The sequence below is a fragment of the Corynebacterium hindlerae genome (assembly GCF_014117265.1).
In the GTDB taxonomy this organism is placed as follows: domain Bacteria; phylum Actinomycetota; class Actinomycetes; order Mycobacteriales; family Mycobacteriaceae; genus Corynebacterium; species Corynebacterium hindlerae.
Genome location: NZ_CP059833.1, coordinates 942,588 through 969,553 on the forward strand (window position 1 = coordinate 942,588; position 26,966 = coordinate 969,553).

Sequence of the window (26,966 nt, forward strand, 5' to 3'; positions counted from 1 at the left end):
TGAGTTACTGGATGACCAGCAGCAAGTCGCCACCTTCCACCTTAGTTGGCTGCTGCAGCACGAGGCGCTCGACTACGCCGTCGATAGGCGCGGTGATGGTCGCTTCCATCTTCATTGCCTCGATCACCGCAACTGGGTCGCCGGCGGAGACCTTGTCACCAACCTTAGCGGTGACGGTGACGGCGCCAGCAAACGGTGCAGCAACATGCCCTGCCACGGTTGGGTCTGCCTTCTCTGCTGCTGCTACCACGGACTCGACATTGCGGTCGCGCACTTCCATTGGGCGCACCTGGCCGTTGACGGTGAGCATGACCTTGCGCATGCCCTTCTCGTCTGGCTCGGAGATTGCGTCCAGGCGAACGAGCAGCACCTTCTTGTTGGCAAGGTGAATGGTGGTTTCCTGACCTGGCACCAGGCCGTAAATGAACTCCTGGTCTTCCAGAATGGAGGTATCCCCGAACAAGCGGCGGTGTTCTGCGAACTCAGCCGCTGGCTTGGGGAAGAGCAGCCGGTCGAGCGCGCCGCGGCGTTCCTTGCCAGGGGAATCCAGCAGCTTAGCTTCTTCGGCAGGGATTTCTACCGCACCTGCTGCTGGGGCGCGTCCTTCCAGAGCGCGTTCCCGCAGCAGCGGCCAGCCGCCTGGAGGGGTCCCCAGGTCACCGCGGAGGAATCCGATGACGGAGTCAGGGATGTCGAATCGCTGTGGGTCGCGCGCGAATTCCTCTGGGGATACCCCCATGCCCACCAGGTGCAGGGCGAGGTCGCCAACCACCTTTGACGACGGCGTCACCTTGGTCGGGCGGCCCAGGATCTCGTTCACACCCGCGTAGGCATCCTCGATGAGTTCGAAGCGGTCCGCCAGACCCAGCGCCACTGCCTGTGCACGGAGGTTGGACAGCTGTCCGCCGGGGATTTCGTGGCGGTAGACGCGGCCGGTCGGGCCAGGGGTTCCGGATTCGAATGGTGCGTAAATCTGACGCACTGCTTCCCAGTATGGTTCCAGGTCGCAGACAGCCTTGAGGGACAGCCCGGTGTCGCGTTCAGTGTGGGCGAACGCTGCAACAAGCGCGGACATGGACGGCTGCGAGGTGGTGCCGGACAGTGGTGCAGACGCCACATCCACGATGTCTGCCCCGGCTTCAGCGGCTGCCAGGTAGGTGGCTAGCTGGCCACCGGCGGTGTCGTGCGTGTGGACGTGGACTGGCAGATCGAAGCGTTCGCGGAGCGCGCGCACCAGCTTCGCAGCTGCGGCCGGGCGCAGCAGGCCGGCCATATCCTTGATGGCCAGGACGTGGGCCCCGGTCGCAACGATCTCTTCGGCTAGGCGCAGGTAGTAGTCCAGCGTGTAGATCTTCTCGTGCGGATCCAGCAGGTTTCCGGAGTATGCCATCGCCACTTCCGCCACGGCAGTATCGGTGGCCAGTACGGCGTCGATTGCTGGGCGCATCTGGGAGACGTCGTTGAGGGCGTCGAAGATGCGGAAGATGTCCACGCCCGAGGCGGTGGCTTCGTCAACGAAGGCGGTAGCTACTGCATCTGGGTAGGCCGTGTATCCGACGGTGTTGCGGCCACGCAGCAGCATCTGGATTGGCACGTTCGGCATTGCTCGACGCAGCAGGTCAAGGCGCTCCCAAGGGTCTTCGTGCAGGAAACGCATGGCAACGTCGTAGGTGGCGCCGCCCCAGGCTTCAACGGAGAAGAGGTTAGGGGTCAGTCGTGCGACGGCACCTGCGGCGTCGACAAGTGCCTTGGTGCGGACACGAGTAGCCAGCAGCGATTGGTGCGCGTCACGGAAGGTGGTGTCAGTAACGGCCAGGCCTTCCTTGGCGCGGATCTGCTCGGCGAAGGCGCGGGGCCCAAGTTTAAGCAGCTCATCGCGGGTGCCGGTTGGCATCGAGGCAGGCAGTGCAGGCAGCTTATCGACGGCCCGTACCGTCACACGTGGTTCACCGTTCGGACGGTTCACCGTCACATCGGCCAGGTAGTCCAAGATTCGGCCGGCCTCGTCGTCAGCAGGGGGTGCTGACAGCAGCCATGGGTGGTCTTGGATGAAGGAGGTGGCAACGCGCTTTTCCGTGAAGTCCGGTTCGCGCAGCAGGGCGCGGAGGAATCCGATGTTGGTGGCGACGCCCGAGATGTGGAACTCGTTGAGGGCGCGCTGCGCGCGAGCCACGGCGGTGGCAAAAGTCGCGCCACGGCAGGTCATCTTCACCAGCATGGAGTCAAAGTGTGCGGTGATCTCGCCACCGAGCATCGCAGCGCCGTCCAGACGCACGCCAGCGCCGCCTGGGCTACGGTATGCGGTGATCGTTCCGGTATCTGGGCGGAATCCGTTACCTGGGTCTTCAGTGGTAATACGGCACTGCAGTGCAGCCCCGTGGGTTTCGATCGCGTCCTGGGTAAGGCCGAGATCCGGCAGCGAAGCGCCAGCAGCAATCTGCATTTGAGACTTCACCAGGTCTACCTGCGTGACTTCCTCAGTCACGGTGTGCTCAACCTGGATACGCGGGTTCATTTCGATGAACACGTGGTTTCCCTGTTCGTCCACCAGGAACTCCACGGTGCCCGCACCTCGGTAGCCGATGTGCTTACAGAACTTCACCGCGTCTTCACAAATGCGATCCCGCAGCTCAGGGTCCAGATGCTGCGCAGGAGCGATCTCGACAACCTTCTGGTGGCGACGCTGCAGGGAACAGTCACGCTCAAACAGGTGGATGACATTGCCGTACTTATCGGCCAGGATCTGCACCTCAATGTGCTGCGGGTTAATAACAGCACGCTCAATGTACACGCGCGGATCACCGAAGGCAGACTCGGCCTCGCGGGAGGCCTCAGCAGCGAGCTCTGGCAGCTTCTCAGCCGATGGAATGAAGCGCATACCGCGGCCACCGCCACCTGCAACAGCCTTCACAAAGAGCGGGTACGTTTGGCCCTCAGCCTGACGAACCAACTCATCAACGTCGGCAGAAGGAGTGGACTCATCGAGCGTCGGCAAGCCAGCTTCGCGCGCAGCGGTGACAGCCGCGGATTTGTCGCCGGTTAGGTCAAGCACCTCTGGGGTCGGGCCGATGAAGGTAATGCCGTTTTCTGCACACTCGCGAGCAAGCTGGGCGTTCTCAGACAGGAACCCATAGCCGGGGTAGACGGCATCGGCACCCGATTCTTTGGCAGCACGCAGGATCTCATCGATATTGAGATATGCCTTGACCGGAGAGCCTTCCGTGCCGACCCGGATCGCTTCGGAAGCGAAGGCGCGGTGGAAAGAGTTTCGGTCTTCAACGGGAAAGATGGCGACGGTTTCCGCGCCAATCTCATAGGCGGCACGGAACGCGCGCACGGCAATTTCGCCGCGGTTAGCCACCAAAACTTTATTGAAGCTGGCGCTTGAACGCTGGGGTGTCATGCATTAACCTTTCAGGATTTTTGGCGTGACAGTGATCACTGTGTGACCATCGTAACCCAGACCACTTGCATGCTTACAATCTCATTTACAAGATTCGCAGACTAGGGTGTGAAAGGTGACAAAATGTAACCGGGCAATCGTCGTGATCGCAGCCCTCACCCTGAGCGCATGTAGCTCGGGTCAGCCACACGACGCTCTCGCACGCCTCAAACCGGAACCAGGCCCCACCATCACACTTCCTGCCAGTGAGCTCGTCGCCGAGGACGCACACCAGTTGCTCATCGCCTGCCCCAACGTTCCGGCCATCACGGTGACTCAAGCTGCAGGTGGCACTGTAGACCTGCCCGACGAAGGCTACGACGAGGTTCTCAATGCCTTCATCGTGATAACTTCAGACAGCGGCGTCATCACGCAGCGCTATTCCCGTGAAGAGATCGATCTGTGCACCGATGATTTCCCAGACCCCTTAACAAAGCGCGATGCGTCCACTCCCCTGACATTCGCCAAGGAAGGGACGCAATGGCGCCTAGTCGGCTAGCTAGTCCAGGTCGTCGTGTGTCACCAGCTGACGGGCAGCTTCGGTGATCGACCCGGACAAGGATGGGTAGACCGCAAAGGTACCAGCCAGATCAGCTACCGTCAGACGGTTGTTCACGGCGACGGCGATCGGCAGAATCAACTCAGATGCAGTGGGAGCCACCACGACACCGCCGATAACCTGGCCAGACGCGGTACGACAAAACAGCTTGACAAAGCCGTGGCGGATGCCGCGCATCTTTGAGCGCGCGTTGGTGGCCAGTGGCAGCAAAATGCTGCGGGCACGGACAGCACCAGACTCTACTTCCTGCTGCGTCACGCCAACCGCGGCAATCTCAGGGCGGGTAAACACTGCAGTAGCAACGGTCTTGAGGCGGATGGGGGACACACCTTCGCCCAGCGCGTGGTACATGGCGATGCGGCCCTGCATAGCTGCAACAGATGCCAGTGGGAACAGGTCGGTGCAGTCGCCAGCTGCGTAAATACCAGCGACGGAGGTGCGGGAGACACGGTCAACCTTGATGTGACCGGATGGAGCCAGCTCCACACCGACGGTCTCCAGGCCGAGGTCAGCGGTGTTAGGGACAGAGCCAACGGTCATCAACACGTGAGACCCTTCGATCTCACGGCCATCGGAAGTGCGCACCACTACCGTGTCGTCGGAAACATACTCCACTTTCTCCACACGGGCATGCTTTTCCAGGTTGACGCCCTTTTCCGCCAGCACCGTCTCGAGGACGTCGGCAGCATCGGCGTCGTCATGCGGGAGGATGCGGTCACGGGAAGCAACCATGGTGACCTTCACACCCAACTGCGCGTAGGCGGAGACGAATTCCGCACCGGTCACACCGGAACCGACCACGATGAGGTGCTCGGGAAGCTCCTTGAGGTCATAGACCTGGCGCCAGTTGAGAATACGGTTACCGTCTGGTTCTGCGCCCTTGAGCACGCGTGGCGACGCACCGGTCGCGATCAAAACGAGGTCAGTTTCCAGCAGCTCAGTGCCACCATCGTTAAGGTCGACGTGGATGTAGTGGGTGACCTGCTTGTCAGAATGGTCGTCGAAACGCGCGCGACCATTGATCACCCGGACCCCGGCGCGACTCATCTGAGCCAGGATGTCCGCGGACTGTGCCTGCGCCAAGTCCTTCACGCGCTGGTTAATCTCATCGATGTGCATCAGTTCGCGAGCGCCATCGATTTCGGTGAAGATGCCGGTAGCTGCGATGAAGGACTTCGATGGGACACAGTCAACAATGACCGCTGAACCGCCCAGCCCTTGGTCTTCCACCAAGGTGACAGAGGCCCCGTATTTTGCTCCCGCAAGAGCTGCCTCATAGCCGGCAGGGCCACCACCAATAATGACGATTCGATTGGTCACTGAATCTTCCTCCAACACTCATGTTTTAAGTTCAGGGCTTAGCTTAGCCCACCATCCGGATTATTCGCTTCATATGCAAATTTCTGCGCAATAGCTCCGAACAAGCGCACACCTACCTCGATGCACCTGGGGTCCACCACCAGGTCACCGCGATGCAGGTCATGTTTTTCTCCTACGCCGTTCCAGCAGCCCAGACGTGCCATCGCGCCAGGAATATGTTCCAGATACCATGAGAAGTCTTCTCCGCCGGAGGACTGCGGAGCCTCAACTACGCTCATCGGGTCGATAGTCCGGGCCGCCTCCACCAGCATCGCGGTGGACACATCGTCATTGACTACAGGAGGAACGCCTCGGATGTATCGGATCTCGAAGTCACACCCAGTTGGTGCCAGGATCTGCGCGATCAATTCTCGGATGAGGGGTTCAATTTTCCGCCACACCCCAATGTCAGCGGTACGGATCGTCCCCGACACCGCCCCTGTCTCGGGGATGGCGTTGGCGGCATAACCGGCGTTAATAGTGCCGAACACCATTACGGTCCCCGTGCGAGGATCCACCCGACGCGACAGCAACCCCGGCAGCTGCGTCACCAGCAGCGACAGCGCATACACCACGTCGGACGTCATGTGTGGCCGAGAAGAGTGCCCGCCGGACCCGGTCACCCGGACCTCCACAATGTCTCCTGCTGAGGTGATAGCCCCGGTGCGCGCCCCGATCAGACCGACACGCAACTTTGGTTCCGCGTGCAGGGCGAAGATCTGGTCCACCCCTTCAATGCCGCCCCAGGCGATCACTTCCTGGGCGCCCCCATCCATGACTTCTTCGGCGGGCTGGAAAATCACCCGCACGCCTGTTGTTAAGGGGTATGTCGATAGGGCAATGGCCGTCGATAAGGCAATGGCGGTGTGAACGTCGTGCCCGCAGGCGTGCATGACCCCCGGGTGGGCCGACGCGTAGGCCAATCCAGTGTGCTCCTCGATGGGCAGCGCGTCAATATCTCCCCGAAACGCAATTCGCGGACCGTCCGTGGGCCCCAAATCCACCATCAGTCCCGTCCCAGGAAACAGCTGAGGCTCGAGCCCGTGCTCTCGCAACACCTCCGCAATGTACGCTGTGGTGTCATATTCCATGTGCGAAAGCTCCGGATTACGGTGAAAATGCTCTCGCCAGGCATGCATTTGCCCCGAGTTCTCTGCCAACCACGAGTCGATGTGGGTGCGAATGGTCATGAATGTGTTTCCTCCTTCCCCGAAGTCTAGTCAAAGCGACTAAGTTGGTGATATGTCCCAGCCTCGTGAGCTTTCCTTCGGCACCGCTGGTATGCGCGCCCCTATCGGCCCGGCGCCCGACCAGATGAACGTCACCCAGATCATGCGGATCACCGCAGGACTGGCAGCGTGGCTTCAACAATCCATCGGCCAAGAGCGCAAAGCACACCCTCATGCACCGCACCTGGGACTTTTCAACCAAGAGGGCCCCTTGCAGGTAGTCGTGGGATACGACGCGCGCTACGGTTCCCCAAACTTTGCCTCCGCAGCCGCAGAAGTGTTTGCTGGGGCGGGATTCGACGTCACCCTCCTTCCCACCCCCGCCCCCACGCAATTGGTGCCCTACCTCATTCGGGCGCGCTGCCTCGACGCCGGTGTGCAGATCACGGCGTCACACAACCCGGCGGGCTACAACGGCTACAAGGTGTATCTCTCCGACGGCCGCCAGATCGATGAAACTGCAGAGCGCGCCATCGAGGACGCCATCCGGGCCGTTGGCAACCCGCTGGATATTCCCCGTGTGATGGTTCGCCCCACCACCGACCAACTGCGCCGTTACATCGACGACGTGGTGGACCTCATCGCGCCCCCGCAGGCTGATCTGCTGCGGGTTAATAACGAACGCGCCGCGCTGAAAGTCGCTTACACAGCGATGCACGGAGTGGGCGGTCGCGCCCTCACCCAAGCGCTACAAGCTGCAGGATTTGCCCGAATCTTCCCCGTCTCGGCCCAGCACTACCCCGACCCTATCTTCCCCACCGTCAATTTCCCCAACCCCGAGGAGCCCGGCGCCACCGACCTGTTGTTGGAAACAGCAGCAGCGGTGGATGCCGACCTCCTCATCGCACTTGATCCCGATGCGGACCGGTGCGCCATCGGATACCGGAAATCCGATGGCACGCACGCCATGTTGCGGGGCGACGACCTCGGTCCGCTCCTCGCCATCCGGCTCGCTCCCCACATTGACGCAACTGAGCACCCCGTGGTCGCAGCTTCCGAAGTCAGCTCCCGGCTCCTATCCCATATCGCCGCCGACCGTGGCTGGGATTACCAGGACACCTGCACCGGATTCAAACATCTGATCCGAGGCGCCGACCACTGCACTGGCACACTCGCGTTTGCCTACGAAGAAGCCATCGGCACCGCCCCAGCGCCGCACCTCGTGGGAGACAAAGATGGCATCTCCACTGCCCTCTTCGCCTGCGACTGGGCAGCAGAGCTCAAAGCCCAAGGCCTCACGCTTGCCGACGAACTGAACTCACTCCACAAGCGCTACGGTAAATTCCTCGGCGCCCAGATCGCCGTCCGTTCTTCTGACCCGCACGGCCTGTTGCTTTCACTCCGCAGCCATACGCCAAGCACCCTGGCGGGGATCCCCGTCGAGGCACAACCGCTGGTCTGCTCAGAGGGGGTACTGTTCTCCGGCGCGGGTGTGCGCGCGCTCGCCCGCACGTCGGGCACCGAAAACAAGACGAAGTTCTATTTGGAAGTCCACCGGCCGTGGGAGGCGTCCGATGCCGAGGAGCTGCTGGAGCGGTTGACGGCTGACATTGAAGAACTCGTTGCTCGGTTGTAGCCGGCCCAGATCTGAGGTTGCCGGGTTGGCAGCCTCAGATGAGGCAGCACCGGGCTGCTCAACCGACTTGCACTGACTACAGGTGGATATTTCGTGGCCCGTAGAGGCGGTCACCGGCATCGCCGAGACCGGGCACAATGTAGGCCTGCTCGTTCAGGGATGGGTCAATGGTGGCGGTGACGAGCCGGACGGGTAGCCCGGAGTTCGCGAGTGCGTCGACACCGTCTTGGGCGGAGACCATGCACACTGCGGTGATGTCGGTGGCCCCTCGTTCAGCGAGCAACCTGATGGCGTAGATGAGGGATCCGCCCGTAGCGAGCATTGGATCGACGACGAACACGGTGCGCCCAGAGAGGTCTTCTGGAAGTGCTTCGAGGTATGGCACTGGTTCGTGGGTCTCTTCGTCGCGTGCGAGGCCAATGAATCCCACCTGGGCGTCGGGGATCATGGACAGTGCGGGGTCAATCATGCCGAGCCCGGCGCGAATCACGGGGACAATGATCGGTGGGTCTAGGAGGCGGGTGCCTTGGGCAACGGCGACGGGGGTGGTGCAGTCGAAGTGTTCGACTTCCAGGTCGCGGGATGCTTCGTAAATGAGCATGGCGCCGAGATCTGCCAGCGCAGCGCGGAAAACTGCGTTGTCGCTTCGGGCGTCACGCATGATCGTGAGTCGGGATGCAGCGAGCGGATGATTGACGATGTGGATGTCCATAGAAAAAATTCTATGCCACGATGCAACCTTTTCGGGGGTTCGATCAGTCTAACTAAGTGTGAGCCTTTTATTTTTTGATCCAGTTGTTGCCCGTGAACTGTCCGATTCTGTCCGTCGATCCATTGATTTTGTTCAACCTTGCGTTGTTCGCACCACCTCGGAAGGCGCGTTTCCTAGCGCGTTGCAGAGGGCGGTGCAGCGTCTGAATACCCGCGCTGAGTACTACCAGCGGTTTCTCGACCGGGTGTCGGCTAACTCTGATCATGTTATTGATCAGGTGCGCGATGCCGATGTCACCCTCGGCTATGCCATGGAGGAACTCGGATGATTGATCTTGTAGCTCCGCTGCGTGCACTTGAGGATGTGCTTCCTGGAGAGGTCGAGCTGCACCTTGGGGGTCTTCCTGATCTCGCGGGGGCACTGCAGCTTGCCGACGCCCTGGGCGCCAATCCCGGCCCCCTTACCGAGATCCACTCTCTTCTTACTCACGACCGCGGTGTGCTTGAAAGCATTGTCTCGGCTGTTGCGCCTTCACTGTCCAGCGCTGTGCAGGATGTCGTTGGAATTGGCAGGGAGTTCCTCCAGGAAGCTGCTCAGTTGATTCCGCAGTTTCTATCGCCTGTTCCGGGGAGTCAGGAGGCGGCGTTGACGCAGCTGTCACTGCTGGCTGGCGCTGCTTTTGGTCGCGCGCGAGATCGTATTGCGCAGTTGGAGTCAGAGCTTTTACCGGCGGTCCTGCGGTTGGATGAGGTGGGTACTGCTCCACTACCTGAGTTGCCGCCGGAGATGGTTCCGGCTGCTGTTTCTAGAGCACCTGGGGGCAATGCGCAGGGCAACGCTCAGGGCGAGGCTGCGGTGCAGGCTGCATTGTCGCAGCTGGGCACACCGTATGCGTGGGGCGGAACCACTCCTGGCGTTGGTTTCGATTGCAGTGGCTTTACGCAGTGGGCGTGGCGCCAGGCTGGGGTGGAGTTGCCGCGGCTGGCTCAGGAGCAGACGATCGGGCGTCAGGTGGCGCACCATGAGCTGCAGGCTGGTGATCTAGCGGTGTGGGATGGTCACGTAGCGATGTACGACGGCCGGGGCAGCCTGATCGAGGCTGGTGACCCAGTATCGGTGAATCCATTGCGGGAAACGAACATGGGGATGGCATTTAAGGGTTATTTCAGGCCAACGGGCTGATTAACGCTAATATGTGTGCTTATGGCACAAAACCAAGGCATCCTCCCAGTTAAGATTTCCCTCACTGATGGTGATTTTTACACCTTGTGGGCTCCGAGCTGGAAAGAGCATGGCGCCGAGTGGCAAGCGTTCCTCGGTGCTGGCGAGCACGTCTTCTTCTTCGAGTCTCCGGCGCAGCTGCTGGCGTTTTTAAGGTCTGGCACGAAGCATGATTTGATGAGCCACCCGCAGTGGCGGTCGTTTGACGAGCGTGGCGTGCTGCGTGTGGTGCCTGGTAAGCGCGATTTTTATGATGTGGTGGGCGCTCCTGAGTTCTTGGCTGGTCGCCCGTCGTACGAAAATGTGTCGAAGACGGCTCGTGCTTTTGCCATCGCCCGGAGCCTAGGCTCGGTGTGCGATGTCGCTGATGTTCAGGAGTTCTTCGGCAGCTACTCCATTCTTGGCGGTGTTGAGCGAGGTTCGGATCACTTCAGCCAGGAGGCCGGAATGAGCGAGTGGTCTGCGATCGGCCGGACTGTGCTGAAGGGGTGGAACGGAGTGGTCGATGTTTTGGATGCTCTCGTGTACACCCCTGAGGTTGCGGAATCTGATGTTGCGGATGCCGCCACCGCTATTGAGGCTGCGGAGAAGGCCGCTGCCGAGGCTAAGGCACAGGCAGAGCGGGAAGCTGCTGAGGCGGAGGCTGCCCAAGATCCTTACGATGTTTCGCTGTGGGGCGTGGCCGGGATTGACCCGATCAAGATCGCGATCGATGGTCGTGTGGTCTACACCTTGCGTACTTACGTGAATCAGGCGCCGGTATTCCTGGGCCGGTTTGGTGAGATTTTCACGTTCTCTAACCCGAAGGCACTATTGCGGTGGCTGGTCGAACACGGTGATCATGACCTGGCCCGTGTGTCTACCTGGCAGGACGTGATGGACGAGGTCAATGGTGGCACCGCAGAGATCACTGTCCACCCGGTGAATGTGTACTCCTTCAATGGCCTGGTGCAGGACATCACGAAGGGCCCGAAGGACGTGGATGTGGAGCAGATGCGGCAGGCCTATGAGCTGCTTGCCGACGCCGCCGACTGGGCCGGCGATGACTCCCTGAATTCGTTGCTGCTGGCTAACCCCGGCCTGCAAGATTACATCTCTTACATGCTGGGCGCACGTTCCAGCTACATCCCATCGGCCCCGTACACTGACGAGGCGAGGGGATGGTCGGAGCTGGAGTCATCGCTGACCAAGCGTTTCAGCAAGTTCTAGGCGTTATTCCAGCCCGGTGATTCGAAGCCCGGAGTCTGCTGCTTCGTCTTCTTCGTCGTCAAGGAAATCGGTAGCTACTCCGGGCTCTGTCATGTCTGCGAACTGCTGGTATGCCGGCGCAATGACGTCGTTGAGCAGGCTACGGCGCAGCTCAATGGGGGCAAAGGCGCCTTCGATGGCGTTGACGGTGAGCTCGAACAGCTCCTCGAGCCCGTAGTCGAAACCTTCGACGAGCAGCATCATCTCGTCGGTGATGTTGTGCCCCTGCGGGTTGAGGGTGCAGGTGAACCCGAGTTGTTGTAGCAGTGGCAGTGGGTGGTCACCGATGTCGTCGATAAGCCCCGCGTCCAGGTCGGCACTCAGCGACATCTCCAGCGGCACTTCGCGGTCCCGAAGATAAGCAGAGGCGGGGCCGGCGGATATTCCCTCGAGGTTGACGCTGAAGTCTTCGTAGAGGGTCAAAGCGCCACTGATGCGGTCGGCGCCGTGGGCGATGGCGAGCGGGAAATCAGCCGGGTCATCGCAGCGGAAGGATACCGGCAGGTAGGCAGTGTGGGCTTCGGCGACCTGCGCGGCAGCACGCTTATCGACGCCCACTCCCACCACTTCTTCGCCCGCAGTAGTACCAACGATTCGTGCTTCGATGCCGTGCTGGGTCTGCGCCTCTTGGATAGCGTTCGCGATCTCCTGTCGCTGCTGCTCGGTTGCGACCTCACAGCGCAGCTCCACATACACCACGTTCTCTGCGGCTAACGCAGCAAGCTGCGCGCTTACTTCCCGAGCATCGGCTTCAATATCGTGTCGCAGGATCACCTTCGGTAGCTGCGCGACCAGCTGCCTATCCAGCGCTTTGTATTCCGGTTTGATATCCAGTTCCTGTTTCATGCGCTCTAGTTTAAATGAGCGAACTTACTCACCACTCGTGCATTAGCTGCCCGGTCATGTGGTCCACGATGATCCGGGCTGCTTGAAATCTGCGCTATCAATACGCAACCGATGATGGGTGTGATGATCCATCCGACAAACGGAAGGATTTTAGTGAAACGCCACAGGTTACGTCGCAGTGCTTGCTTCCAGTTCAGGCGCTGTGACGTAGTAGCATCCACCACTGCTAGGCCCATGATCTGTTTTCCGATTGAGCCGCCCCAGAGCACCTCGGTAGCCACCGCGTATCCGAACATCAATACAAAATACAGCGGGAGGCTACCCAAGCCCATCCATTTCAAAAAGCTTCCCGAAGCTAACGAATTTACTTCCCATAATAGGAAAACGGTGGTCAGTGCTTGCAATCCGACAAAGTCAATGATGCAGGCGATGACACGTTTCGTTGTCGAAGGTGCGTTGTTGTCCTGTGGCGCTGCCACTGGTGCCGGTGATGGTGAGGTAGACGGTGGCGTCGATTGAGTCGGCGGAGCGGCCACTGGTGCTGCAGCGAACGGGTTGGCACCACGCTTGGAAATCAAGGGAGTGGATGGCCGTTTTTCGAAGGGGTTGGTCCCCTCACGTGGCAGCGCATCAGTGTTGGCTAGTTCTTCCACCTCTTCCCATGTCAAAGTGCGCTGCAGCGCGAGTGCCTCGTCGTACTTCGCCCGCCTAGCAGGTGTTCCGGTGAGCCCGCGGGCAACGTTGCTTGTTTCTGCCGGAGCTCAATAGCAAGTACTAGGGAAGGATCTGCTGGGTTGAGGCCGAACTGCTGGTAGACATTCATGAATCCTTGCTCCAGAGTTTGGCAGCTAGGGCGGTGCCGGCCAAACCGACGGCTGCGCCGAGCCCAGCCCATGCGGCACGAGGCGCCCCGGTGTGAACTTCATTGCGCACCCGGATCACGGCTGGTTCCGGCACTTCGACGATGGCCTGCGCCAGGGATTCTTCCGTAGTTGCTGCCCACGCGGAGCAGTACAGCAGGATGCGCCAAATGAAGTACAGCAGCACCATGATGCCGATGATCGGACCGAAGGTAGCGCCCGCTGGGTTGGATAGGCCCTTGGAGAAGAACATGTTCGCAAGCTGCTTGAACACCTCGAAGGCGACGGCGCCGATCATCGCTGCATGTACCGCTGATTTCATCGGCACCTTAGCGCGTGGCATGAACTTAATCAGCCAGAGAAAGACCAGGAAGTTAGCAAGCAAACCAACGAGGATGGCGACCGTTGGGGCGATCAGGGAGATTCCTGGGACGCTTTCCAGTCCGAAGCGCTCGATCAGCTGCTTGGTCAGGCCACTGGCCCCCACGGCCGTGACTCCGAACGCAATGGCAAAGGCCAGCAGCAGTCCGAATAGCCCCACCAGATCCTTGAGCTTCGCCATGAAGAAGTTTTCCTTGGTGGGGTCGACCTTCCACATTTTGGAGACGCCATAACGCAGATTGTTCATCCACCCCAGACCAGACCACAGGGCGGTCAAGGTACCGATACTTGCGATCGCGCCTCGCTGATTAATGGCGGTATCCAAAATGTCATTGAGGGTATCGCCCATCTCCCCCGACGCCATCTCACCGATCTTGTTCTGCACTTGAGTGAGCAGGTCCTGATTGTTGGCCAACACGAAGCCTAACCCGGCAAACACCAGCATCAGGATCGGGAACATCGACAACACGGAAAAATAGGTAATGCCCGCGGCGTACTGGTTGCCGCCCATCGTTCCGAAGCGCTCGTTCATCCGCATAATGTGGTCGAACCAGGGCCATTTGAGTCGCAATGAATCAACTGCGCCTGGGTTATCTTTGTGCGCCCGCTCAATACCGTATTCGTCGGTACGCTGCTCTTTCGCCCTGGTGCTCGCCATGACTTGTTATGCTCCTTGGTTCGTTAATTAAATAGCCGCTCCTACTCACAGTAGAGAGGAACGGCCAGGTTTTCAGCGAATGTGCAGCCATCCGCCAGGATTCTTAGCTGGATTGTTACAGAAAGCAGTGGGCGTCGTTAAGCCCGGCGTGGGGCCAGGAAGCCCACGTTGCGGTACACGTCCGCCAGGGTACGGGCCGCAATCTCCGAGGCCTTTTCCGCCCCAACTGCCAGGACGCGCTCCAACTCGCCTTTGTCGGACATATACTCGTCGTACTTGGCCTTCAGTGGCGTGGTGAAGGCCTCCAGCGCATCGGCCGTATCGGTCTTGAGCGCTCCGTAGCCTTGGCCCGCGTATCCTGCGACGAGGTCGTCGATGGATTTCCCAGTCAGCGCCGACTGGATCACCAGCAGGTTAGACACGCCCGGCTTGGTTTCCTTGTCGTAGCGAATCTCGCCGTCATTGTCCGTGACAGCAGATTTAATGCGCTTAGCGGACACCTTAGGATCATCCAGCAGGTTAATGCAGCCCTTCGGGTTGGCCGCAGACTTGCTCATCTTTGACGTCGGGTCTTGCAGATCGTAGATCTTAGCTGCGCCTTCCGGAATCATGCCTTCCGGAACCACGAAGGTCTTCTTAAAGCGAGCATTAAAGCGCTCCGCCAGCGTGCGGGTGAGCTCCAGGTGCTGTCGCTGATCCTCCCCCACCGGAACTAGCTGCGGGCGGTATAGCAAAATGTCGGCGGCCATCAACATGGGGTAGGTAAACAGCCCAGCGCTGGTTCGGTCCGCCCCACGCTTCGCGGACTTGTCTTTGAACTGGGTCATGCGGGAGGCCTCACCAAAACCGGTGAGGCAGGTGAGCACCCAACCGAGCTCGGCGTGCTCGTGCACGTGAGATTGCACGAACAGGGTGGACTTTTCTGGGTCAATGCCCAAGGCCAGCAGCTGCGCCGCGCCCGCTACAGTGCGAGCGCGCAGCTCCTTCGGATCCTGATCCACCGTGATCGCATGGAGATCTGGGATGAAGTAGAACGCGTCGTAGCCGTCCTGCAGATCAATCCACTGCTTTAAAGCTCCGAGATAATTACCTAGATGGTAGGAATCAGCGGTGGGCTGGATACCGGATAGGACTCGTTGTTTCTTCTCAGGCTGTGGTGCAGTGTCAGTCATGGTTATGTAGTGTAGCGCTGTCAGGGATCACGCGATTGACAGCAGCTGCCCTTGGACATAAAACAGGGGGCGCACGTTGTCATTGGCAGCAAAATCGGTGACTCGGAAGGTGAGGATCGTGTGGTCGCCGTCGGTTATCGCCGAGCTGATGCTTCCGGTGAGCCACGCCGCCGCGTCGTCGAGTAGTACCGCTCCTCCGCGTTGGTGGTGGCTGACGGACTCGAAACGATCCTCGATCTTGCTAGCAAACCGGCGGGCGTAGTCGGCTTGGTGTTCGGACAGGATGGAGATCCCGACCTCGGTGGCGTGGAGCAGCTTGGCTAAGGAGGCGCTGCGCGAATCGATGCACGCCAGCACCATGGGCGGCTCCAGGGACAGGGAGGCGAAGGAGCTCACAGTCAGCCCCACTTTTTCACCATCTACCTCGGCAGCTACTACTGTCACGCCCGAGGGGAATCGTGAGACAGCCTGCTTGAATTCAGTAATACTCACGCTGCGCTCCGTTCTTTCAGCTGCGCCAGTTCCCACCTCAGCTGTGCCTCTGACGGGGACTGCACGGGGATGAACGTAGCTTCACGGAAGCGGCGCGATGTCGCCGAACCACGGGCATATCCTGCGCCCCCAGCGACACGAACTTCCAGTGCTGCCGCATCCACAGCTGCCTCCGCTGCAGCAAGTCGCAGCTCCAGCAAGTCGACGGCCGTGCCTCCTGTGGCAACGAGTCCGTCGTGTCGCGCCACCAGCTTGCCGACGCGCTGAGCCGTCGCAGCCACGTCCGATGCCAGGGACTGGTTCACCCCAAACAGTCGGCCTTGCGCAGCGGTGATCGCTGCCTCAGCAACACCTAAGCATTCGGCTACTTGCAGCAGCACAAATGTCGGCCGAACCGCGCTCATGAACTCCTCGAAATCTGCGCTGAGCACTTGGGAGTGCGGAACAAAAGCGTTGTCGAATTTCACCGAGGCTGAGGCGGTGGCGTTGAGGCCAAGTAGTCCGAATGGCTTGCCGAGTTCCACACCTGGCGCGTCGGCATCAAGTGCCACGATGTAGTTTTTGCCATTTTCGTCTTTTACTGCAGTAACGAGGAGGGCGTCCGGGTACAGGTTGGATGCCCAGGCGAGCGTACCGTTGATGCGGAACCCGCCTGCTGTTTCCTGGGCAACAAGCTCAATGTTTCCCGCTCCGGCAAACTCTTTGAATGCGGATGCCATCGCAGTAATGCCAGGCCGTTGCCCGGAGCGCAGTGCCAGGGCAACACGCTCGGCGTACTCGGTGCCGGATTGCTCCAGGTACGTGAGCGCCATGAGGTCCGCCCACACCGTGAACCCGACGGAGAGATCGTAGCGGGCTAGTTCCCGGATCACTGCTGCTCGATGGTCAAGTTCCGGGCGAGCTAGGTGACCTGCGGTGGCGAGGGGTTCCAGGATGTAGCGGGCTGGCGTGACACCACGATCGACTTCGCTGGCGTGGGCCTGCACATCGGTGGCGAAGGCAGAGTCGAGTACGAGTGGCGCGAGGGTCTGTTCAGGCATGAGTGGACCTTTCGGTGATCGGCTAGACCAGTTCGGAGGTGAGCTTTGCTGGTCGGGTGTAGGTGTTGACTACCGGGGACCAGGTGATGGCATCGCGGTGGATCTTGTCGAGTGTCTCGCGGTCAGCGTTGCCTTCGAGTTCTACCTTGACGCGCACATCAGAGACTCCTGGGCGCTTGTCATCGCTGAGGTCACCAACTCCCCAGGTTGGAGAGATATCAATGTCAGATTCGATATCGATGGCGATCTTGGTCAGGGTGACTCCGCGGTGGGTGGCGATGGCTTGGATCCCCACGGAGATGCATGCGGCCAGCGCGGCTTGTGCCACTTCGGTGGGATTTGGGGCGGAGTCGTCGCCAAGCAGCTGCGGCGGTTCGGAAACCAGCACTGGGGCTAGATCGCGGATTTGGGTGTAGTTACGGAATTGTCCGTCTGCTTCGGTGTGGGTGCGGATCGCCTTGCGGCCACCTGCTGGGTTCTCCACGTTTTTGCGGGCCAGTTCGGTGAGTTTCTCAGCATCGATGGCCTGGAGTGGAGTGCCTGGGGCGTGCTGTGGAGTGAGTTCTGACATGGGGTTTCCTTTCTGTGTGCTCGATTACGCCACCACAGTACATGACGGTATACAATTTGTGAACCACTCAGTCTATTATTCAGAGGGGCTATCACCCCCAATTTTTAACCTTTCCACCAGGTCACAGACCCATAATTCCCCCCAAAAAAAATTTTTCAGACTGAGCAGTTCACATTTGGGGCTACACTCTGGTCACATGTCCCTCATTACCCGCCGTACAGCACTTCAGTTGTCCGCCGCTGTGGGAGTGAGCGCGCTCTTATCGGCAGCCACCACGACAAAGCCCTCGAAGACGCAACCACTGACCATCGGATACGTCCCGATTGCCTGCGCCATGCCGCTCATTCTCGCCGACGCACTCGGGCTCTTTGCGTCGCATGGCGCGGCCGTGAAACTGAAGAAGTTCGCCGGTTGGGCCGACCTGTGGAGCGCCTACGCCACCGACCAGCTTCATGTCGCGCACATGTTGGCGCCGATGCCCGTGGCAATCGATTCCGGAATGACCGATGCTCAGCGCCCCACTGAGCTAGCATTCACGCAGAACACGAACGGCCAGGCGATCACGTTGGCCACACGGCACCACGGTGCGGTAACCACTGCCCAGGATTTCCGCGGTATGGTGCTTGGCATCCCGTTCGAGTACTCCGTTCATGCACTGCTGCTCCGCCAATTTTTAGAGACCGGCGGCGTGCGCCCCGGCGAGGACGTTGAGCTTCGCCTGCTCCGCCCTGCTGACATGGTGGCGCAGCTGGAAGTGGGCACCATCGATGGGTTCGTCGGCCCCGAGCCCTTCAACCAGCGCGCGATCGCTTCCGGCGCTGGGCGGATTTTCCGCCTCACTCGCCAGCTGTGGGATGGTCACCCGTGCTGCAGCATCGCGATGGCCAAGGACTGGAAGGAGCGTCACCCGGAAACCGCACGCGCGCTGGTGGCTGCCCTGTCCGAAGCTGCCTTGCTTGCCGACGACGATTCCTTCACTCCTCAGCTGATTTCCATTGCCTCCTCCCCCACTTACCTGAACCAACCCGCCAAGCTGTTCGAGCCGGTATTTTCCGGCCGTTACCGCGACTGGGACAGTGACAAGGAGGTCTTGGATCCACTTCGGGTCGAGTATGGCGGCCCCACTGATCCTGGGGCACTGATCTGGATGACGACGCAGTTAACCCGCTGGGGTTTGGCCGGCAACGCGGTCCCGCACACCGACGAGGCGATCATCGCTGCCTCCCGCGCTGTCCTTACTGATGGCACTCTCCCCGCTGATCTACCTGACCTCACAATCAGCGGCGACTCGTTTTCCCCGCTCGCCCCAACCCAAGGACGGTAACGTACATGACGCTCAAAGCAAGTGCTCTTTCTGCAGCTATCGCTGCTGTTGTCCTCGGCGTCTGGCAGCTCGCCAGAACCGCTGGGATGCTCAGCGATCTCGCACCCACTCCCCTCGGCACCTGGAACAGCATGGCGAAGATCCTGTCCGACCCCGTGACCATCGCACAGCATGTGTTGGCGAGCTTGCGTCGCGTGGCCATCGGATTCGCGATCGCCTCAGCCATCGCAATCCCGTTGGGGTTCTTCCTCGGTCGCAGCGAGCTTTTCCGGCGTGGCATGGATCCGTTCATCCAGATTCTTCGGCCGGTCTCTCCACTGGCATGGCTGCCGTTGGGGCTGGCGTTACTTCGCGATTCTGAACTCACGGCGCTGTTTGTGATCGTCTTGACGGCAATGTGGCCCACTTTGCTCGCCACCATCGCAGCAGTGCAACAGGTTAACCCGACGTATCTGAAACTCGCAGACACCCTGGGAACCCCGCCACTGTTGCGCCTCACTCATGTGTGGTTTCCGGCGATTTTGCCGGGGGTGATCACTGGGCTCCGGGTGTCTTTGTCCACCTCGTGGCTGGTCATTATCGCTGCCGAGATGCTCGTGGGCGGCAGCGGAATCGGGTTTTTCGTGTGGAACATGTGGAACCGCCTCGATATCAATGCCATCGTCAGCGCCATCCTCATTATCGGCCTCGTCGGCTTGATCTTGGATCATGCTGTAGCCGCTCTCCAGAAAGCAGTGAAATATGACTAGTCAACTCACTCTCGATCGGATCACCCAACGGTACGGCACTACCGAGATCATTTCCGAGACCTCCGCCAGCATCGACAGTGGCCAGTTCGTCTCGCTCATCGGCCCCTCGGGCTGTGGGAAATCGACCATTTTAGGAATGATCGCGGGGCTGACTTCCCCCAGTACTGGAGAGGTATCGGCGTTCGGGGATCGGGTGACGGGGCCCAGCCCGGAACGGGGCATGGTGTTTCAGGACCACGCGCTCCTGCCGTGGCTCAGTGCCCACGCGAACGTTGAGTTCGGGTTGCGCTCAGCCCGGCCCGAACTGACCCCGGACCAGCGCCACGAGCTCGCTTCTGAGGCGTTGGCTAGCGTGGGCCTGAGCCATGCCGCGCAGCGCAAACCGGCGCAGTTGTCTGGTGGCATGCAACAGCGCGTCGGCATCGCACGAGCATTCGCGATCAACCCGAAAGTGCTGCTGCTCGATGAGCCCTTCGGCGCGCTCGACGCCCTGACCCGGCACGATCTGCAGCAGCAGCTGCGCGAACTATGGCAACAGTCCCGGCGCACCGTGGTGATGGTGACGCACGATGTGGACGAGGCAATCTACCTGTCTGACCGCATTCTGGTGATGAGTCCGGCGCCGTCGACGATCATCGCAGACCTGAGTGTTCGTGACTACCGCGGCGACCTACGCGAGCACTTGCTCAAGTTGCTGGGGCATGGGCACTAAACTCACTGGGTATGACTGCATTCCAACCCGGCCAAGCCACTGTGTTCACAACCATCGATGAGATTCAGCGTATGACGAGCGCGCTGCGGAAGACGGCCCGGCCCGTCGTCCTCGTCCCGACCATGGGGGCGTTGCACGCGGGACATATCTCCTTGGTGAAGGCAGCGCAGCGTATTCCTGGCGCGGTTGTAGTGGTGAGCATTTTCGTCAATCCTCTGCAGTTTGCGGAGGGCGAGGATCTGGATGCGTACCCGAGGACGTTGGAGGCGGACGTCGAAAAGCTGCGTGCGGCGGGTGCCGACGCCGTGTTCGCACCCACCCCACGCGAGATGTACCCCAATGGCCCTCGCACGGTCATTCACCCTGGTGAGGTCGGCACTATTTTGGAAGGCGCCTCCCGTCCGACGCACTTCGCTGGGGTACTCACTGTGGTCAATAAGCTGTTCCAGATCACGCACTGCTCACACGCCATTTTCGGAGAGAAGGACTACCAGCAGCTGATCGTTATTCAGCAGATGGTGACAGATCTGAACCTGGATGTGCAGGTGATCGGCGCCCCTATCGTGCGCGAGGCCGATGGGTTGGCGATGTCCTCGCGGAACACCTACCTGAGCGCCGATGAGCGCGAGCTGGCCCTCACGCTGTCGGCGGCCCTCACCTCGGGCGCCTACGTGGCGGGCAAGGGACCGGACGCTGTGGTTGCCGCGGCCCGCGCCGTTATCGACGCCGTCCCCAGCATCGAGTTGGACTACCTAGAACTTCGTGGCCCGAACCTGGGCGCAGTCGACCCCGAGGGGGCAAACCGGCTGCTGGTCGCAGCACGGGTCGGCACAACCCGCTTGATCGACAACATCGGTATCGACTTCGGATCCGAGGAAGTCACGGGCCAGCCGCGCGATTAGAAGTCTTTGTCGGCCGTCGGGAAGGTGCCCTTTTCGACGGCTTCCTTGTACGACGCCGCGCCACGGGTCAGCTCAGCGCCCACGGCGCCAAACACCCCCACGAAGATCGGCCGACGGCCACCTTCCGGCACGGCGAGCATGTCATGCCACACCAGGACTTGTGCGTCGCACCCTGCGCCGGCACCAATGCCCACGGTGGGGATCGGGCAGTTCGCGGTGATGTCCGCTGCAAGCTGCGCCGGCACCATCTCGAACACCACCATGTCGGCGCCTGCTTCCACGACGGCAGCGACGTCGTCGCGGACCGCCTGCGCGGCATCTCCCCGCCCCTGCACTTTGAAGCCCCCCAGACCGTTCACCGACTGCGGGGTAAAACCGACATGCGCGCACACCGCAAGCCCAGCGCGTTTTAGCGCCGCAATCCGGTCTGCCATGCGGACGCCGCCTTCCAGCTTGATCACATGACCACCGGTGCGTCGCAGCAGCTCAGTAGCACTGCGCACTGCTTGTTCGTCGGATGCCTCGTAGGTGCCAAACGGCAGATCCACCACTACGAGGGCGTTGCCCGCGCCCCGCACGACGGCAGCACCCAGCATCGCCATCTCATCGAGGGTGACGGCGGTGGTGGAATCGTAACCAAGCATGACGTTGGCCGCGGAATCCCCCACCAGAATGCATTCAATTCCGGCCGCAGCGAAGGCCCGGGCGGTGGAATAGTCGTAGCAGGTCAGCATCGCCCACGGCTTGTCCCCCTTACGAGCCTGCAGGTCAGACACACGAACCTGTTTCGTGGGAACCAAATATCCGGACATTGCACCTACCATTGTTGTCATGTTCTTTTATGATGCCGATTGTGGCTTTTGTGTGTGGAGCCTGGGTTATCTCACGCGTTTCACCCGGGACTTGCCCACGTCACCTGGCACTGGACTATACATTCAGCGCAACGCTTATTACATCGACCCCACCGAGCGGGTGTACCTGGGGCACCGGGCCATTGCGCAGGCGTTACAACGCCACGGCCGCTCACCCCTCGTCCGTATAGCGGGCGGGGTGATTGATACGCCACTTTTCGCGGCGGTGTACCGGATCGTGGCGTGGAATCGGCATCGGCTGGGTCGTTTCGTCGGGGCGCAAGTCTGCCGGATTTAGGAGTAATCCACCACGAGCGGAGCATGGTCCGACCAGCGCAGATCGTAGGCGGCGGCTTTGTCTACCCACGCCCGCTGCGCGCGCTCCAGCATGCCTGCCGTTGCCGCTTGGTAGTCGATACGCCACCCGGCGCCGGTATCGAAGGCCTGGCCACGATAGGTCCACCAGGTGTGCGGCGCATCTTCCGGCTGGAGGCGACGGGCCACGTCAAACCACAGTGGTTCAGCCGCCGGCTGGCGTAATGGCTGGTCGGAGGTGTATTCAACCGCGCCCAGATAGGTGCCATGGGCTTCGATTTGGGAGCGTTCATCGGGGAACACGCCGAACACGGAATCCATGAATGCCCGTTCGTCCGCGAGGAAACCGGACTTCTTCTGGTTGGTTTTCCAGTTCTTCAGGTCCTCCCGGCGGTGGCAGATGTTCCAGTCGCCGCCGATCACCATGAGCGGGTTGTTCACCGCCAACTCGACCAGCTGCTCCCCAAAGACATCCAAGAAACGGTACTTTTCGTCCTGCTTCGCTGTCCCTGCCGACCCCGATGGCAGGTACAGGGACGCCACGGTGATATCGTCGATCGTACCGTGCAGGTAGCGGCCGGAATCCTCAAATCCCGGGATTCCCACGGTGACGTCGCTCAGCGGGGAACGAGAGAGGATTCCCACTCCGGCGCGCCCCTTCGCGGCGGCTTCGGCACCTACGTAGTGCCAGCCGTCGTCAAGCGCGGGGGCCAGAGCCTCAAGAGTTTGTTTCTCTGTCGCACGCACCTCCTGCAGCAATACGACATCCGCGCCCGATTGCGCTAGCCAGGGCAGAAAACCGCGGTTGGTTTCGCTGCGTTCTTTCACAGCCGCGCGAATACCGTTGACGTTGATAGAGGCGATACGAAAGGTCATGGGCTAGGAGTGTAGTCGCTGCCAGCTTGCCGACGGTTACGCCCTGCCACAATCGCCCACACCGCCAGGCTTACCGACGCCACCATCCCCATCGCATCCGCAACGAAAGCCATATGTGTCAAAATCGCCGGCTGCTGCGAGAACGGCGCCAAGATGAGCCAGGAGAATGCGAAGCTAAAAAGCAACACACCAAAGATCCGTGGGCAGTCAAAGGTCTTCCACGCCGCTGCCCCTAACGCCATGATCGAGAGCGGATAAACGATTTGCGATGGTCGTATCGGCATTGCACTGGTGGCATAGTTGCGCACCACATGCCCCAGCTGGGTCACCTCGAAGATAAAAAGTGCCGAACCGAGCAGAGTCAACCCCAAGTACAGGGCCGACCAACGCGGAGAGGTGACCCGGAAAAAGAGATAGTACCCCCCAGCGCAGAGCACATAAAGCACAAGCGTGACGTAGCGAATCCAGTTTCCTGCCAAAGGCGATTGCAGCAGGAACATCTCCACCAGCCGCACCACGGCGTAGACAAGCCACAAGCTTCCTGAGACAATGCCCCAAATCCCGGAGGCGCGAATGCCAGCAAGCACGAAGAATCACCAGGCTCTTAGTCGATGAGATAGCTAGGGGAATCTTAGCAACCATAGACTCTGCAAATCATCGGACAGGGCGCATCCCCGCCAGCGCTCCTCCCCCAGGGCTGCGGGACGCGATTGTCGAGAGGGGTAGTGATGGTGACTTTTGGCCGTCGTAAAGCAGCACCCCTCCACCCCAAAAACCAAAAAGTGTGACCCCTATTACTAACCCAAGTAAGGGGTACCAGAACGCTCCCCTCCAGAGGGTAAACAGGTATTCTTGATATTTGTACTGCAATCTTCTTTAGGGAGTTACATTGGCAAAGATCATTTACACCCGCACCGACGAGGCTCCGCTTCTCGCAACCTACTCACTCAAGCCAGTAGTTGAAGCTTTCGCTTCCACCGCAGGTATCGAAGTTGAGACCCGCGATATTTCCCTCGCCGGCCGCATCCTGTCCCAGTTCCCAGACTTCCTGAATGAGGACCAGAAGGTCGACGACGCCCTCGCTGAGCTGGGCGAACTGGCCAAGACCCCAGAAGCAAACATCATCAAGCTTCCAAACATCTCTGCTTCCGTCCCCCAGCTCAAGGCCGCGATCAAGGAACTGCAGGAGCAGGGCTACGCACTCCCTGAGTACCCAGATGCTCCTGAGACCGATGAGGAAAAGGACGTCCGCGCACGTTACGACGCTGTCAAGGGCTCCGCTGTGAACCCCGTGCTGCGTGAGGGCAACTCCGACCGCCGCGCCCCAATCGCTGTGAAGAACTTCGCTAAGAAGAACCCACACCGCATGGGCGCATGGACCGCGGATTCCAAGACCAACGTCGCCACCATGGACGCTAACGACTTCCGACACAACGAGCAGTCCGTGATCATGCCTACAGCTGATACCCTGACCATCAAGCTGGTCAAGGTTGACGGTTCCGAAGAGGTCCTGAAGGAGGGCCTGAAGGTCCTCGAGGGTGAAGTTGTCGACTCCACCGTCATGCGCGTAGCTGCCCTGGATGAGTTCCTGGCTGAGCAGGTCAAGCGTGCGAAGGAGGAGGGCGTTCTGTTCTCCACCCACCTCAAGGCCACCATGATGAAGGTCTCCGACCCAATCATCTTCGGTCACGTCGTCCGCGCGTTCTTCAAGGACGTCTTCGCACAGTACGGTGAGCAGCTGCTCGCAGCCGGCCTCGACGGCGAGAACGGCCTCGGCGCTATCCTCGCTGGCCTGTCCGAGCTGGACAACGGTGCAGAGATCAAGGCTGCCTTCGACAAGGCTCTGGCCGAGGGGCCTGCAGTGGCCATGGTGAACTCCGACAAGGGCATCACCAACCTGCACGTGCCTTCCGACGTCATCGTCGACGCCTCCATGCCAGCCATGATCCGTACCTCCGGCCACATGTGGAACGCTGCTGGCGAAGAGCAGGACACCCTGGCAGTGCTGCCGGATTCCTCCTACGCTGGCGTCTACCAGACCGTCATTGAGGACTGCAAGAAGAACGGCGCCTTCGATCCAGCCACCATGGGCACCGTCCCTAACGTTGGTCTGATGGCTCAGAAGGCTGAGGAATACGGCTCCCACGACAAGACCTTCAAGATTGCCGCTGACGGCAAGGTCGTCGTCGTTAATGCTGCCGGCGACGTTCTGATGGAGCACGAGGTATCCACCGGCGACATCTGGCGCGCATGCCAGACCAAGGACGCCCCAATCCAGGACTGGGTCAAGCTCGCTGTCACCCGTTCCCGCCTCTCCGGCATGCCAGCAGTCTTCTGGCTCGATCCAGAGCGCGCACACGACCGCAACCTGATCACCCTGGTGGAGAAGTACCTGAAGGATCACGACACCGAGGGCCTCGACATTCGTGTCCTTTCCCCAGTGGAGGCCACCCAGTTCTCCATCGATCGCATGCGTCGTGGCGAGGACACCATCTCCGTCACCGGTAACGTGCTGCGTGACTACAACACCGACCTCTTCCCAATCCTTGAGCTCGGGACCTCCGCAAAGATGCTGTCCATCGTTCCTCTGATGGCGGGCGGCGGCCTGTTCGAGACCGGCGCTGGCGGCTCCGCACCGAAGCACGTTCAGCAGGTTCAGGAAGAAAACCACCTGCGTTGGGACTCCCTCGGTGAGTTCCTGGCACTGGCTGAGTCCCTGCGTCACTTCGCTAACACCGCTGGCATCGACAAGGCTGCCGTGCTTGCCGACGCCCTGGACAAGGCAACCGAAAAGCTGCTCGACGAGAACCTCTCCCCATCCCGCAAGGTCGGCGAGATCGATAACCGCGGCTCCCACTTCTTCCTGACCAAGTTCTGGGCTGAAGAGCTGGCTGCACAGTCCGCTGACGCAGAGCTCGCTGGCATCTTCCAGCCGGTTGCTGCTTCCCTGGCTGCTGCATCCGCTGAGATCGAAAAGGACCTCCTGGACAACCAGGGCTCCCCAGCAGACCTCGGTGGCTACTACGCACCAGCGGAAGACAAGGTCACCGCTGTGATGCGCCCATCCGCGAAGTTCAACGAGATCATCGACGCTCTGAAGAAGTAAGTCGCCTCTAGATCGAGTCGATAGCCGCCTTTCGCCACTTCATTGGTGGGGGCGGCTTTTTCTTGCTTCGTTTCTTGCTTCGTTTCTTGCTTCGTCGCTCACTGTCAATTAGTTGTGAATGATTTGGGTTTGTTGATTCTTTATTCGCAGGTGTAGAGCTTTTGTGGTTTGGGTTGGTTGATGGTTACTGCATCGGGTGGTAGTTGGATTCGTGGGGGCTTGGTGTAGCGCTCGGGGTGTTGTTGGTAGTGGGCCTGTTTCTTCGCTAGCCGTGTTGCGGCCACTGTGGGGGCGGTGTCGTTGTAGACCATGTGCGGGGTATAAAAGCCAATGCCGGAGTGATAGTCAATGGTGTTGTAGGTGTCGATAATTTCGGAAAATAGGCTCATGGCTTCATCAATGGTCTTCGGCAGGTTGTGACGGTCTGTGAGGCGGTGATATTTCACGACCCTGTGATATGACTGCCTCTGCGCGTTGTCACCTAATACGCTCGGGCGGGACAGTGACTGACTGATGTTGTACGACGCCAAGGTTTGTTGCATGTTCTCGCTGGTCATCGGGCCACCGTTATCGCTGTGGACAATAGCAATGTCAGCGGTGTTGATGTTAAGGTCATTTGCTTTGACGATCTGCTCAAGCAACTGTGAGGCTATCGCTGATGATTCATGCGTTTGGATGGTAAACCCGACGATGTAGCGGGAGCATAAGATCCATGAAGCAATACATCGGCCATTTTGAGGCCCTTGTAGTATCCAAGAATCCACG

26 protein-coding genes are annotated in these 26,966 nt (G+C 60.2%); 11 read left to right on the forward strand and 15 right to left on the reverse strand.

Features of this window, described 5'->3' with window-relative positions:
* Nucleotides 1–4: 4 nt before the first annotated feature.
* Nucleotides 5–3,403, reverse strand: a complete 3,399-nt coding sequence (locus tag HW450_RS04595; protein ID WP_182386816.1) for a pyruvate carboxylase — start codon at nt 3,401–3,403, stop codon at nt 5–7.
* Between the two features lie 115 nt (nt 3,404–3,518).
* On the opposite strand from HW450_RS04595, the gene HW450_RS04600 reads away from it, so the two are divergent.
* Nucleotides 3,519–3,941, forward strand: a complete 423-nt coding sequence (locus HW450_RS04600) for a hypothetical protein (RefSeq protein WP_182386817.1) — start codon at nt 3,519–3,521, stop codon at nt 3,939–3,941.
* Here HW450_RS04600 and HW450_RS04605 read toward each other — a convergent pair whose 3' ends face one another.
* Complete coding sequence (locus HW450_RS04605) at nt 3,942–5,321, reverse strand: NAD(P)H-quinone dehydrogenase (protein ID WP_182386818.1); 1,380 nt, start codon at nt 5,319–5,321, stop codon at nt 3,942–3,944.
* A 38-nt stretch (nt 5,322–5,359) separates the two neighbouring features.
* Nucleotides 5,360–6,550, reverse strand: a complete 1,191-nt coding sequence (locus HW450_RS04610; protein ID WP_182386819.1) for an amidohydrolase — start codon at nt 6,548–6,550, stop codon at nt 5,360–5,362.
* A 52-nt stretch (nt 6,551–6,602) separates the two neighbouring features.
* Between HW450_RS04610 and HW450_RS04615 the strand changes: the two genes are divergently transcribed.
* Nucleotides 6,603–8,165, forward strand: coding sequence for a phospho-sugar mutase (locus HW450_RS04615; RefSeq protein ID WP_182386820.1), 1,563 nt, complete (start codon nt 6,603–6,605; stop codon nt 8,163–8,165).
* Nucleotides 8,166–8,241: 76 nt separating this feature from the next.
* Here HW450_RS04615 and upp read toward each other — a convergent pair whose 3' ends face one another.
* Nucleotides 8,242–8,877 carry a uracil phosphoribosyltransferase gene (gene upp / locus HW450_RS04620; protein ID WP_182386821.1) on the reverse strand — a complete coding sequence of 212 codons (636 nt, stop codon included), beginning with the start codon at nt 8,875–8,877 and terminating at the stop codon, nt 8,242–8,244.
* Nucleotides 8,878–8,935: 58 nt separating this feature from the next.
* Between upp and HW450_RS04625 the strand changes: the two genes are divergently transcribed.
* Genes HW450_RS04625 through HW450_RS04635 form a run of 3 tightly spaced genes read left to right on the forward strand, consistent with a single transcriptional unit; the run spans nt 8,936 to nt 11,307 of the window.
* Nucleotides 8,936–9,205: a hypothetical protein gene (locus HW450_RS04625; protein ID WP_182386822.1), complete on the forward strand. Its 270-nt coding sequence runs from the start codon at nt 8,936–8,938 to the stop codon at nt 9,203–9,205.
* Complete coding sequence (locus HW450_RS13145) at nt 9,202–10,059, forward strand: C40 family peptidase (protein WP_182386823.1); 858 nt, start codon at nt 9,202–9,204, stop codon at nt 10,057–10,059. Before HW450_RS04625 ends, HW450_RS13145 begins: the two co-directional genes overlap by 4 nt.
* A gap of 21 nt (nt 10,060–10,080) precedes the next feature.
* Complete coding sequence (locus HW450_RS04635) at nt 10,081–11,307, forward strand: hypothetical protein (protein WP_182386824.1); 1,227 nt, start codon at nt 10,081–10,083, stop codon at nt 11,305–11,307.
* Nucleotides 11,308–11,310: 3 nt separating this feature from the next.
* Here HW450_RS04635 and HW450_RS04640 read toward each other — a convergent pair whose 3' ends face one another.
* From HW450_RS04640 to HW450_RS04670, 7 genes are all read right to left on the reverse strand, one after another.
* Entirely contained in the window at nt 11,311–12,192 is an 882-nt protein-coding gene (locus HW450_RS04640; RefSeq protein ID WP_182386825.1) for an amidohydrolase family protein, read from the reverse strand.
* Nucleotides 12,193–12,197: 5 nt separating this feature from the next.
* Nucleotides 12,198–12,596, reverse strand: coding sequence for an RDD family protein (locus tag HW450_RS04645; protein ID WP_232843335.1), 399 nt, complete (start codon nt 12,594–12,596; stop codon nt 12,198–12,200).
* A gap of 415 nt (nt 12,597–13,011) precedes the next feature.
* Complete coding sequence (locus HW450_RS04650) at nt 13,012–14,091, reverse strand: YhjD/YihY/BrkB family envelope integrity protein (RefSeq protein WP_182386827.1); 1,080 nt, start codon at nt 14,089–14,091, stop codon at nt 13,012–13,014.
* Between the two features lie 137 nt (nt 14,092–14,228).
* Entirely contained in the window at nt 14,229–15,263 is a 1,035-nt protein-coding gene (gene trpS / locus HW450_RS04655) for a tryptophan--tRNA ligase (RefSeq protein ID WP_182386828.1), read from the reverse strand.
* Between the two features lie 27 nt (nt 15,264–15,290).
* Nucleotides 15,291–15,755, reverse strand: coding sequence for a flavin reductase family protein (locus HW450_RS04660; RefSeq protein ID WP_182386829.1), 465 nt, complete (start codon nt 15,753–15,755; stop codon nt 15,291–15,293).
* Nucleotides 15,752–16,795, reverse strand: a complete 1,044-nt coding sequence (locus HW450_RS04665) for an acyl-CoA dehydrogenase family protein (RefSeq protein WP_182386830.1) — start codon at nt 16,793–16,795, stop codon at nt 15,752–15,754. The genes HW450_RS04660 and HW450_RS04665 overlap by 4 nt, the downstream gene beginning before the upstream one ends.
* Before the next feature lie 22 nt (nt 16,796–16,817).
* Complete coding sequence (locus HW450_RS04670; RefSeq protein ID WP_182386831.1) at nt 16,818–17,366, reverse strand: OsmC family protein; 549 nt, start codon at nt 17,364–17,366, stop codon at nt 16,818–16,820.
* A gap of 196 nt (nt 17,367–17,562) precedes the next feature.
* On the opposite strand from HW450_RS04670, the gene HW450_RS04675 reads away from it, so the two are divergent.
* From HW450_RS04675 to panC, 4 genes are read left to right on the forward strand one after another with little or no spacing between them, the layout of a single operon-like run.
* Nucleotides 17,563–18,690, forward strand: a complete 1,128-nt coding sequence (locus HW450_RS04675; RefSeq protein ID WP_182386832.1) for an ABC transporter substrate-binding protein — start codon at nt 17,563–17,565, stop codon at nt 18,688–18,690.
* A gap of 5 nt (nt 18,691–18,695) precedes the next feature.
* Nucleotides 18,696–19,439 (forward strand): ABC transporter permease, encoded by a 744-nt coding sequence (locus HW450_RS04680; RefSeq protein ID WP_182386833.1) that lies wholly within the window; start codon nt 18,696–18,698, stop codon nt 19,437–19,439.
* A complete protein-coding gene (locus tag HW450_RS04685; RefSeq protein ID WP_182386834.1) occupies nt 19,432–20,151 on the forward strand; it encodes an ABC transporter ATP-binding protein in 720 nt (239 codons plus the stop codon). The genes HW450_RS04680 and HW450_RS04685 overlap by 8 nt, the downstream gene beginning before the upstream one ends.
* A gap of 11 nt (nt 20,152–20,162) precedes the next feature.
* The gene (gene panC / locus HW450_RS04690; protein WP_182386835.1) at nt 20,163–21,053 is read left to right on the forward strand and encodes a pantoate--beta-alanine ligase; all 891 of its coding nucleotides are present in this window, start codon (nt 20,163–20,165) and stop codon (nt 21,051–21,053) included.
* On the opposite strand, the gene panB is transcribed toward panC, so the two are convergent.
* A complete protein-coding gene (panB, locus tag HW450_RS04695; protein ID WP_232843336.1) occupies nt 21,050–21,886 on the reverse strand; it encodes a 3-methyl-2-oxobutanoate hydroxymethyltransferase in 837 nt (278 codons plus the stop codon). The genes panC and panB overlap by 4 nt on opposite strands.
* Between panB and HW450_RS04700 the strand changes: the two genes are divergently transcribed.
* The gene (locus HW450_RS04700; protein WP_182386836.1) at nt 21,885–22,202 is read left to right on the forward strand and encodes a thiol-disulfide oxidoreductase DCC family protein; all 318 of its coding nucleotides are present in this window, start codon (nt 21,885–21,887) and stop codon (nt 22,200–22,202) included. The two genes, panB and HW450_RS04700, sit on opposite strands and share 2 nt — an antisense overlap.
* On the opposite strand, the gene HW450_RS04705 is transcribed toward HW450_RS04700, so the two are convergent.
* Nucleotides 22,199–23,095, reverse strand: a complete 897-nt coding sequence (locus HW450_RS04705) for an exodeoxyribonuclease III (RefSeq protein ID WP_182386837.1) — start codon at nt 23,093–23,095, stop codon at nt 22,199–22,201. The two genes, HW450_RS04700 and HW450_RS04705, sit on opposite strands and share 4 nt — an antisense overlap.
* The gene (locus tag HW450_RS04710) at nt 23,092–23,682 is read right to left on the reverse strand and encodes a hypothetical protein (protein ID WP_182386838.1); all 591 of its coding nucleotides are present in this window, start codon (nt 23,680–23,682) and stop codon (nt 23,092–23,094) included. The genes HW450_RS04705 and HW450_RS04710 overlap by 4 nt, the downstream gene beginning before the upstream one ends.
* A 302-nt stretch (nt 23,683–23,984) precedes the next feature.
* Between HW450_RS04710 and HW450_RS04715 the strand changes: the two genes are divergently transcribed.
* Nucleotides 23,985–26,201: an NADP-dependent isocitrate dehydrogenase gene (locus HW450_RS04715; RefSeq protein ID WP_182386839.1), complete on the forward strand. Its 2,217-nt coding sequence runs from the start codon at nt 23,985–23,987 to the stop codon at nt 26,199–26,201.
* Between the two features lie 140 nt (nt 26,202–26,341).
* On the opposite strand, the gene HW450_RS04720 is transcribed toward HW450_RS04715, so the two are convergent.
* Entirely contained in the window at nt 26,342–26,965 is a 624-nt protein-coding gene (locus tag HW450_RS04720) for a DDE-type integrase/transposase/recombinase (RefSeq protein ID WP_182386840.1), read from the reverse strand.
* Between the last annotated feature and the right edge of the window lies 1 nt (nt 26,966).

Excerpts from the sequence above, each read along its gene's own strand:
- HW450_RS04595 (WP_182386816.1), bottom strand. The coding sequence starts at position 3,403 with ATGACACCCCAGCGTTCAAGCGCCAGCTTCAATAAAGTTTTGGTGGCT.
- HW450_RS04610 (WP_182386819.1), bottom strand. The coding sequence starts at position 6,550 with ATGACCATTCGCACCCACATCGACTCGTGGTTGGCAGAGAACTCGGGG.
- HW450_RS04615 (WP_182386820.1), top strand. The coding sequence starts at position 6,603 with ATGTCCCAGCCTCGTGAGCTTTCCTTCGGCACCGCTGGTATGCGCGCC.
- upp (WP_182386821.1), bottom strand. The coding sequence starts at position 8,877 with ATGGACATCCACATCGTCAATCATCCGCTCGCTGCATCCCGACTCACG.
- HW450_RS13145 (WP_182386823.1), top strand. The coding sequence starts at position 9,202 with ATGATTGATCTTGTAGCTCCGCTGCGTGCACTTGAGGATGTGCTTCCT.
- HW450_RS04635 (WP_182386824.1), top strand. The coding sequence starts at position 10,081 with ATGGCACAAAACCAAGGCATCCTCCCAGTTAAGATTTCCCTCACTGAT.
- HW450_RS04640 (WP_182386825.1), bottom strand. The coding sequence starts at position 12,192 with ATGAAACAGGAACTGGATATCAAACCGGAATACAAAGCGCTGGATAGG.
- HW450_RS04650 (WP_182386827.1), bottom strand. The coding sequence starts at position 14,091 with ATGGCGAGCACCAGGGCGAAAGAGCAGCGTACCGACGAATACGGTATT.
- trpS (WP_182386828.1), bottom strand. The coding sequence starts at position 15,263 with ATGACTGACACTGCACCACAGCCTGAGAAGAAACAACGAGTCCTATCC.
- HW450_RS04665 (WP_182386830.1), bottom strand. The coding sequence starts at position 16,795 with ATGCCTGAACAGACCCTCGCGCCACTCGTACTCGACTCTGCCTTCGCC.
- HW450_RS04670 (WP_182386831.1), bottom strand. The coding sequence starts at position 17,366 with ATGTCAGAACTCACTCCACAGCACGCCCCAGGCACTCCACTCCAGGCC.
- HW450_RS04675 (WP_182386832.1), top strand. The coding sequence starts at position 17,563 with ATGTCCCTCATTACCCGCCGTACAGCACTTCAGTTGTCCGCCGCTGTG.
- HW450_RS04680 (WP_182386833.1), top strand. The coding sequence starts at position 18,696 with ATGACGCTCAAAGCAAGTGCTCTTTCTGCAGCTATCGCTGCTGTTGTC.
- HW450_RS04685 (WP_182386834.1), top strand. The coding sequence starts at position 19,432 with ATGACTAGTCAACTCACTCTCGATCGGATCACCCAACGGTACGGCACT.
- panC (WP_182386835.1), top strand. The coding sequence starts at position 20,163 with ATGACTGCATTCCAACCCGGCCAAGCCACTGTGTTCACAACCATCGAT.
- HW450_RS04700 (WP_182386836.1), top strand. The coding sequence starts at position 21,885 with ATGTTCTTTTATGATGCCGATTGTGGCTTTTGTGTGTGGAGCCTGGGT.
- panB (WP_232843336.1), bottom strand. The coding sequence starts at position 21,886 with ATGACAACAATGGTAGGTGCAATGTCCGGATATTTGGTTCCCACGAAA.
- HW450_RS04705 (WP_182386837.1), bottom strand. The coding sequence starts at position 23,095 with ATGACCTTTCGTATCGCCTCTATCAACGTCAACGGTATTCGCGCGGCT.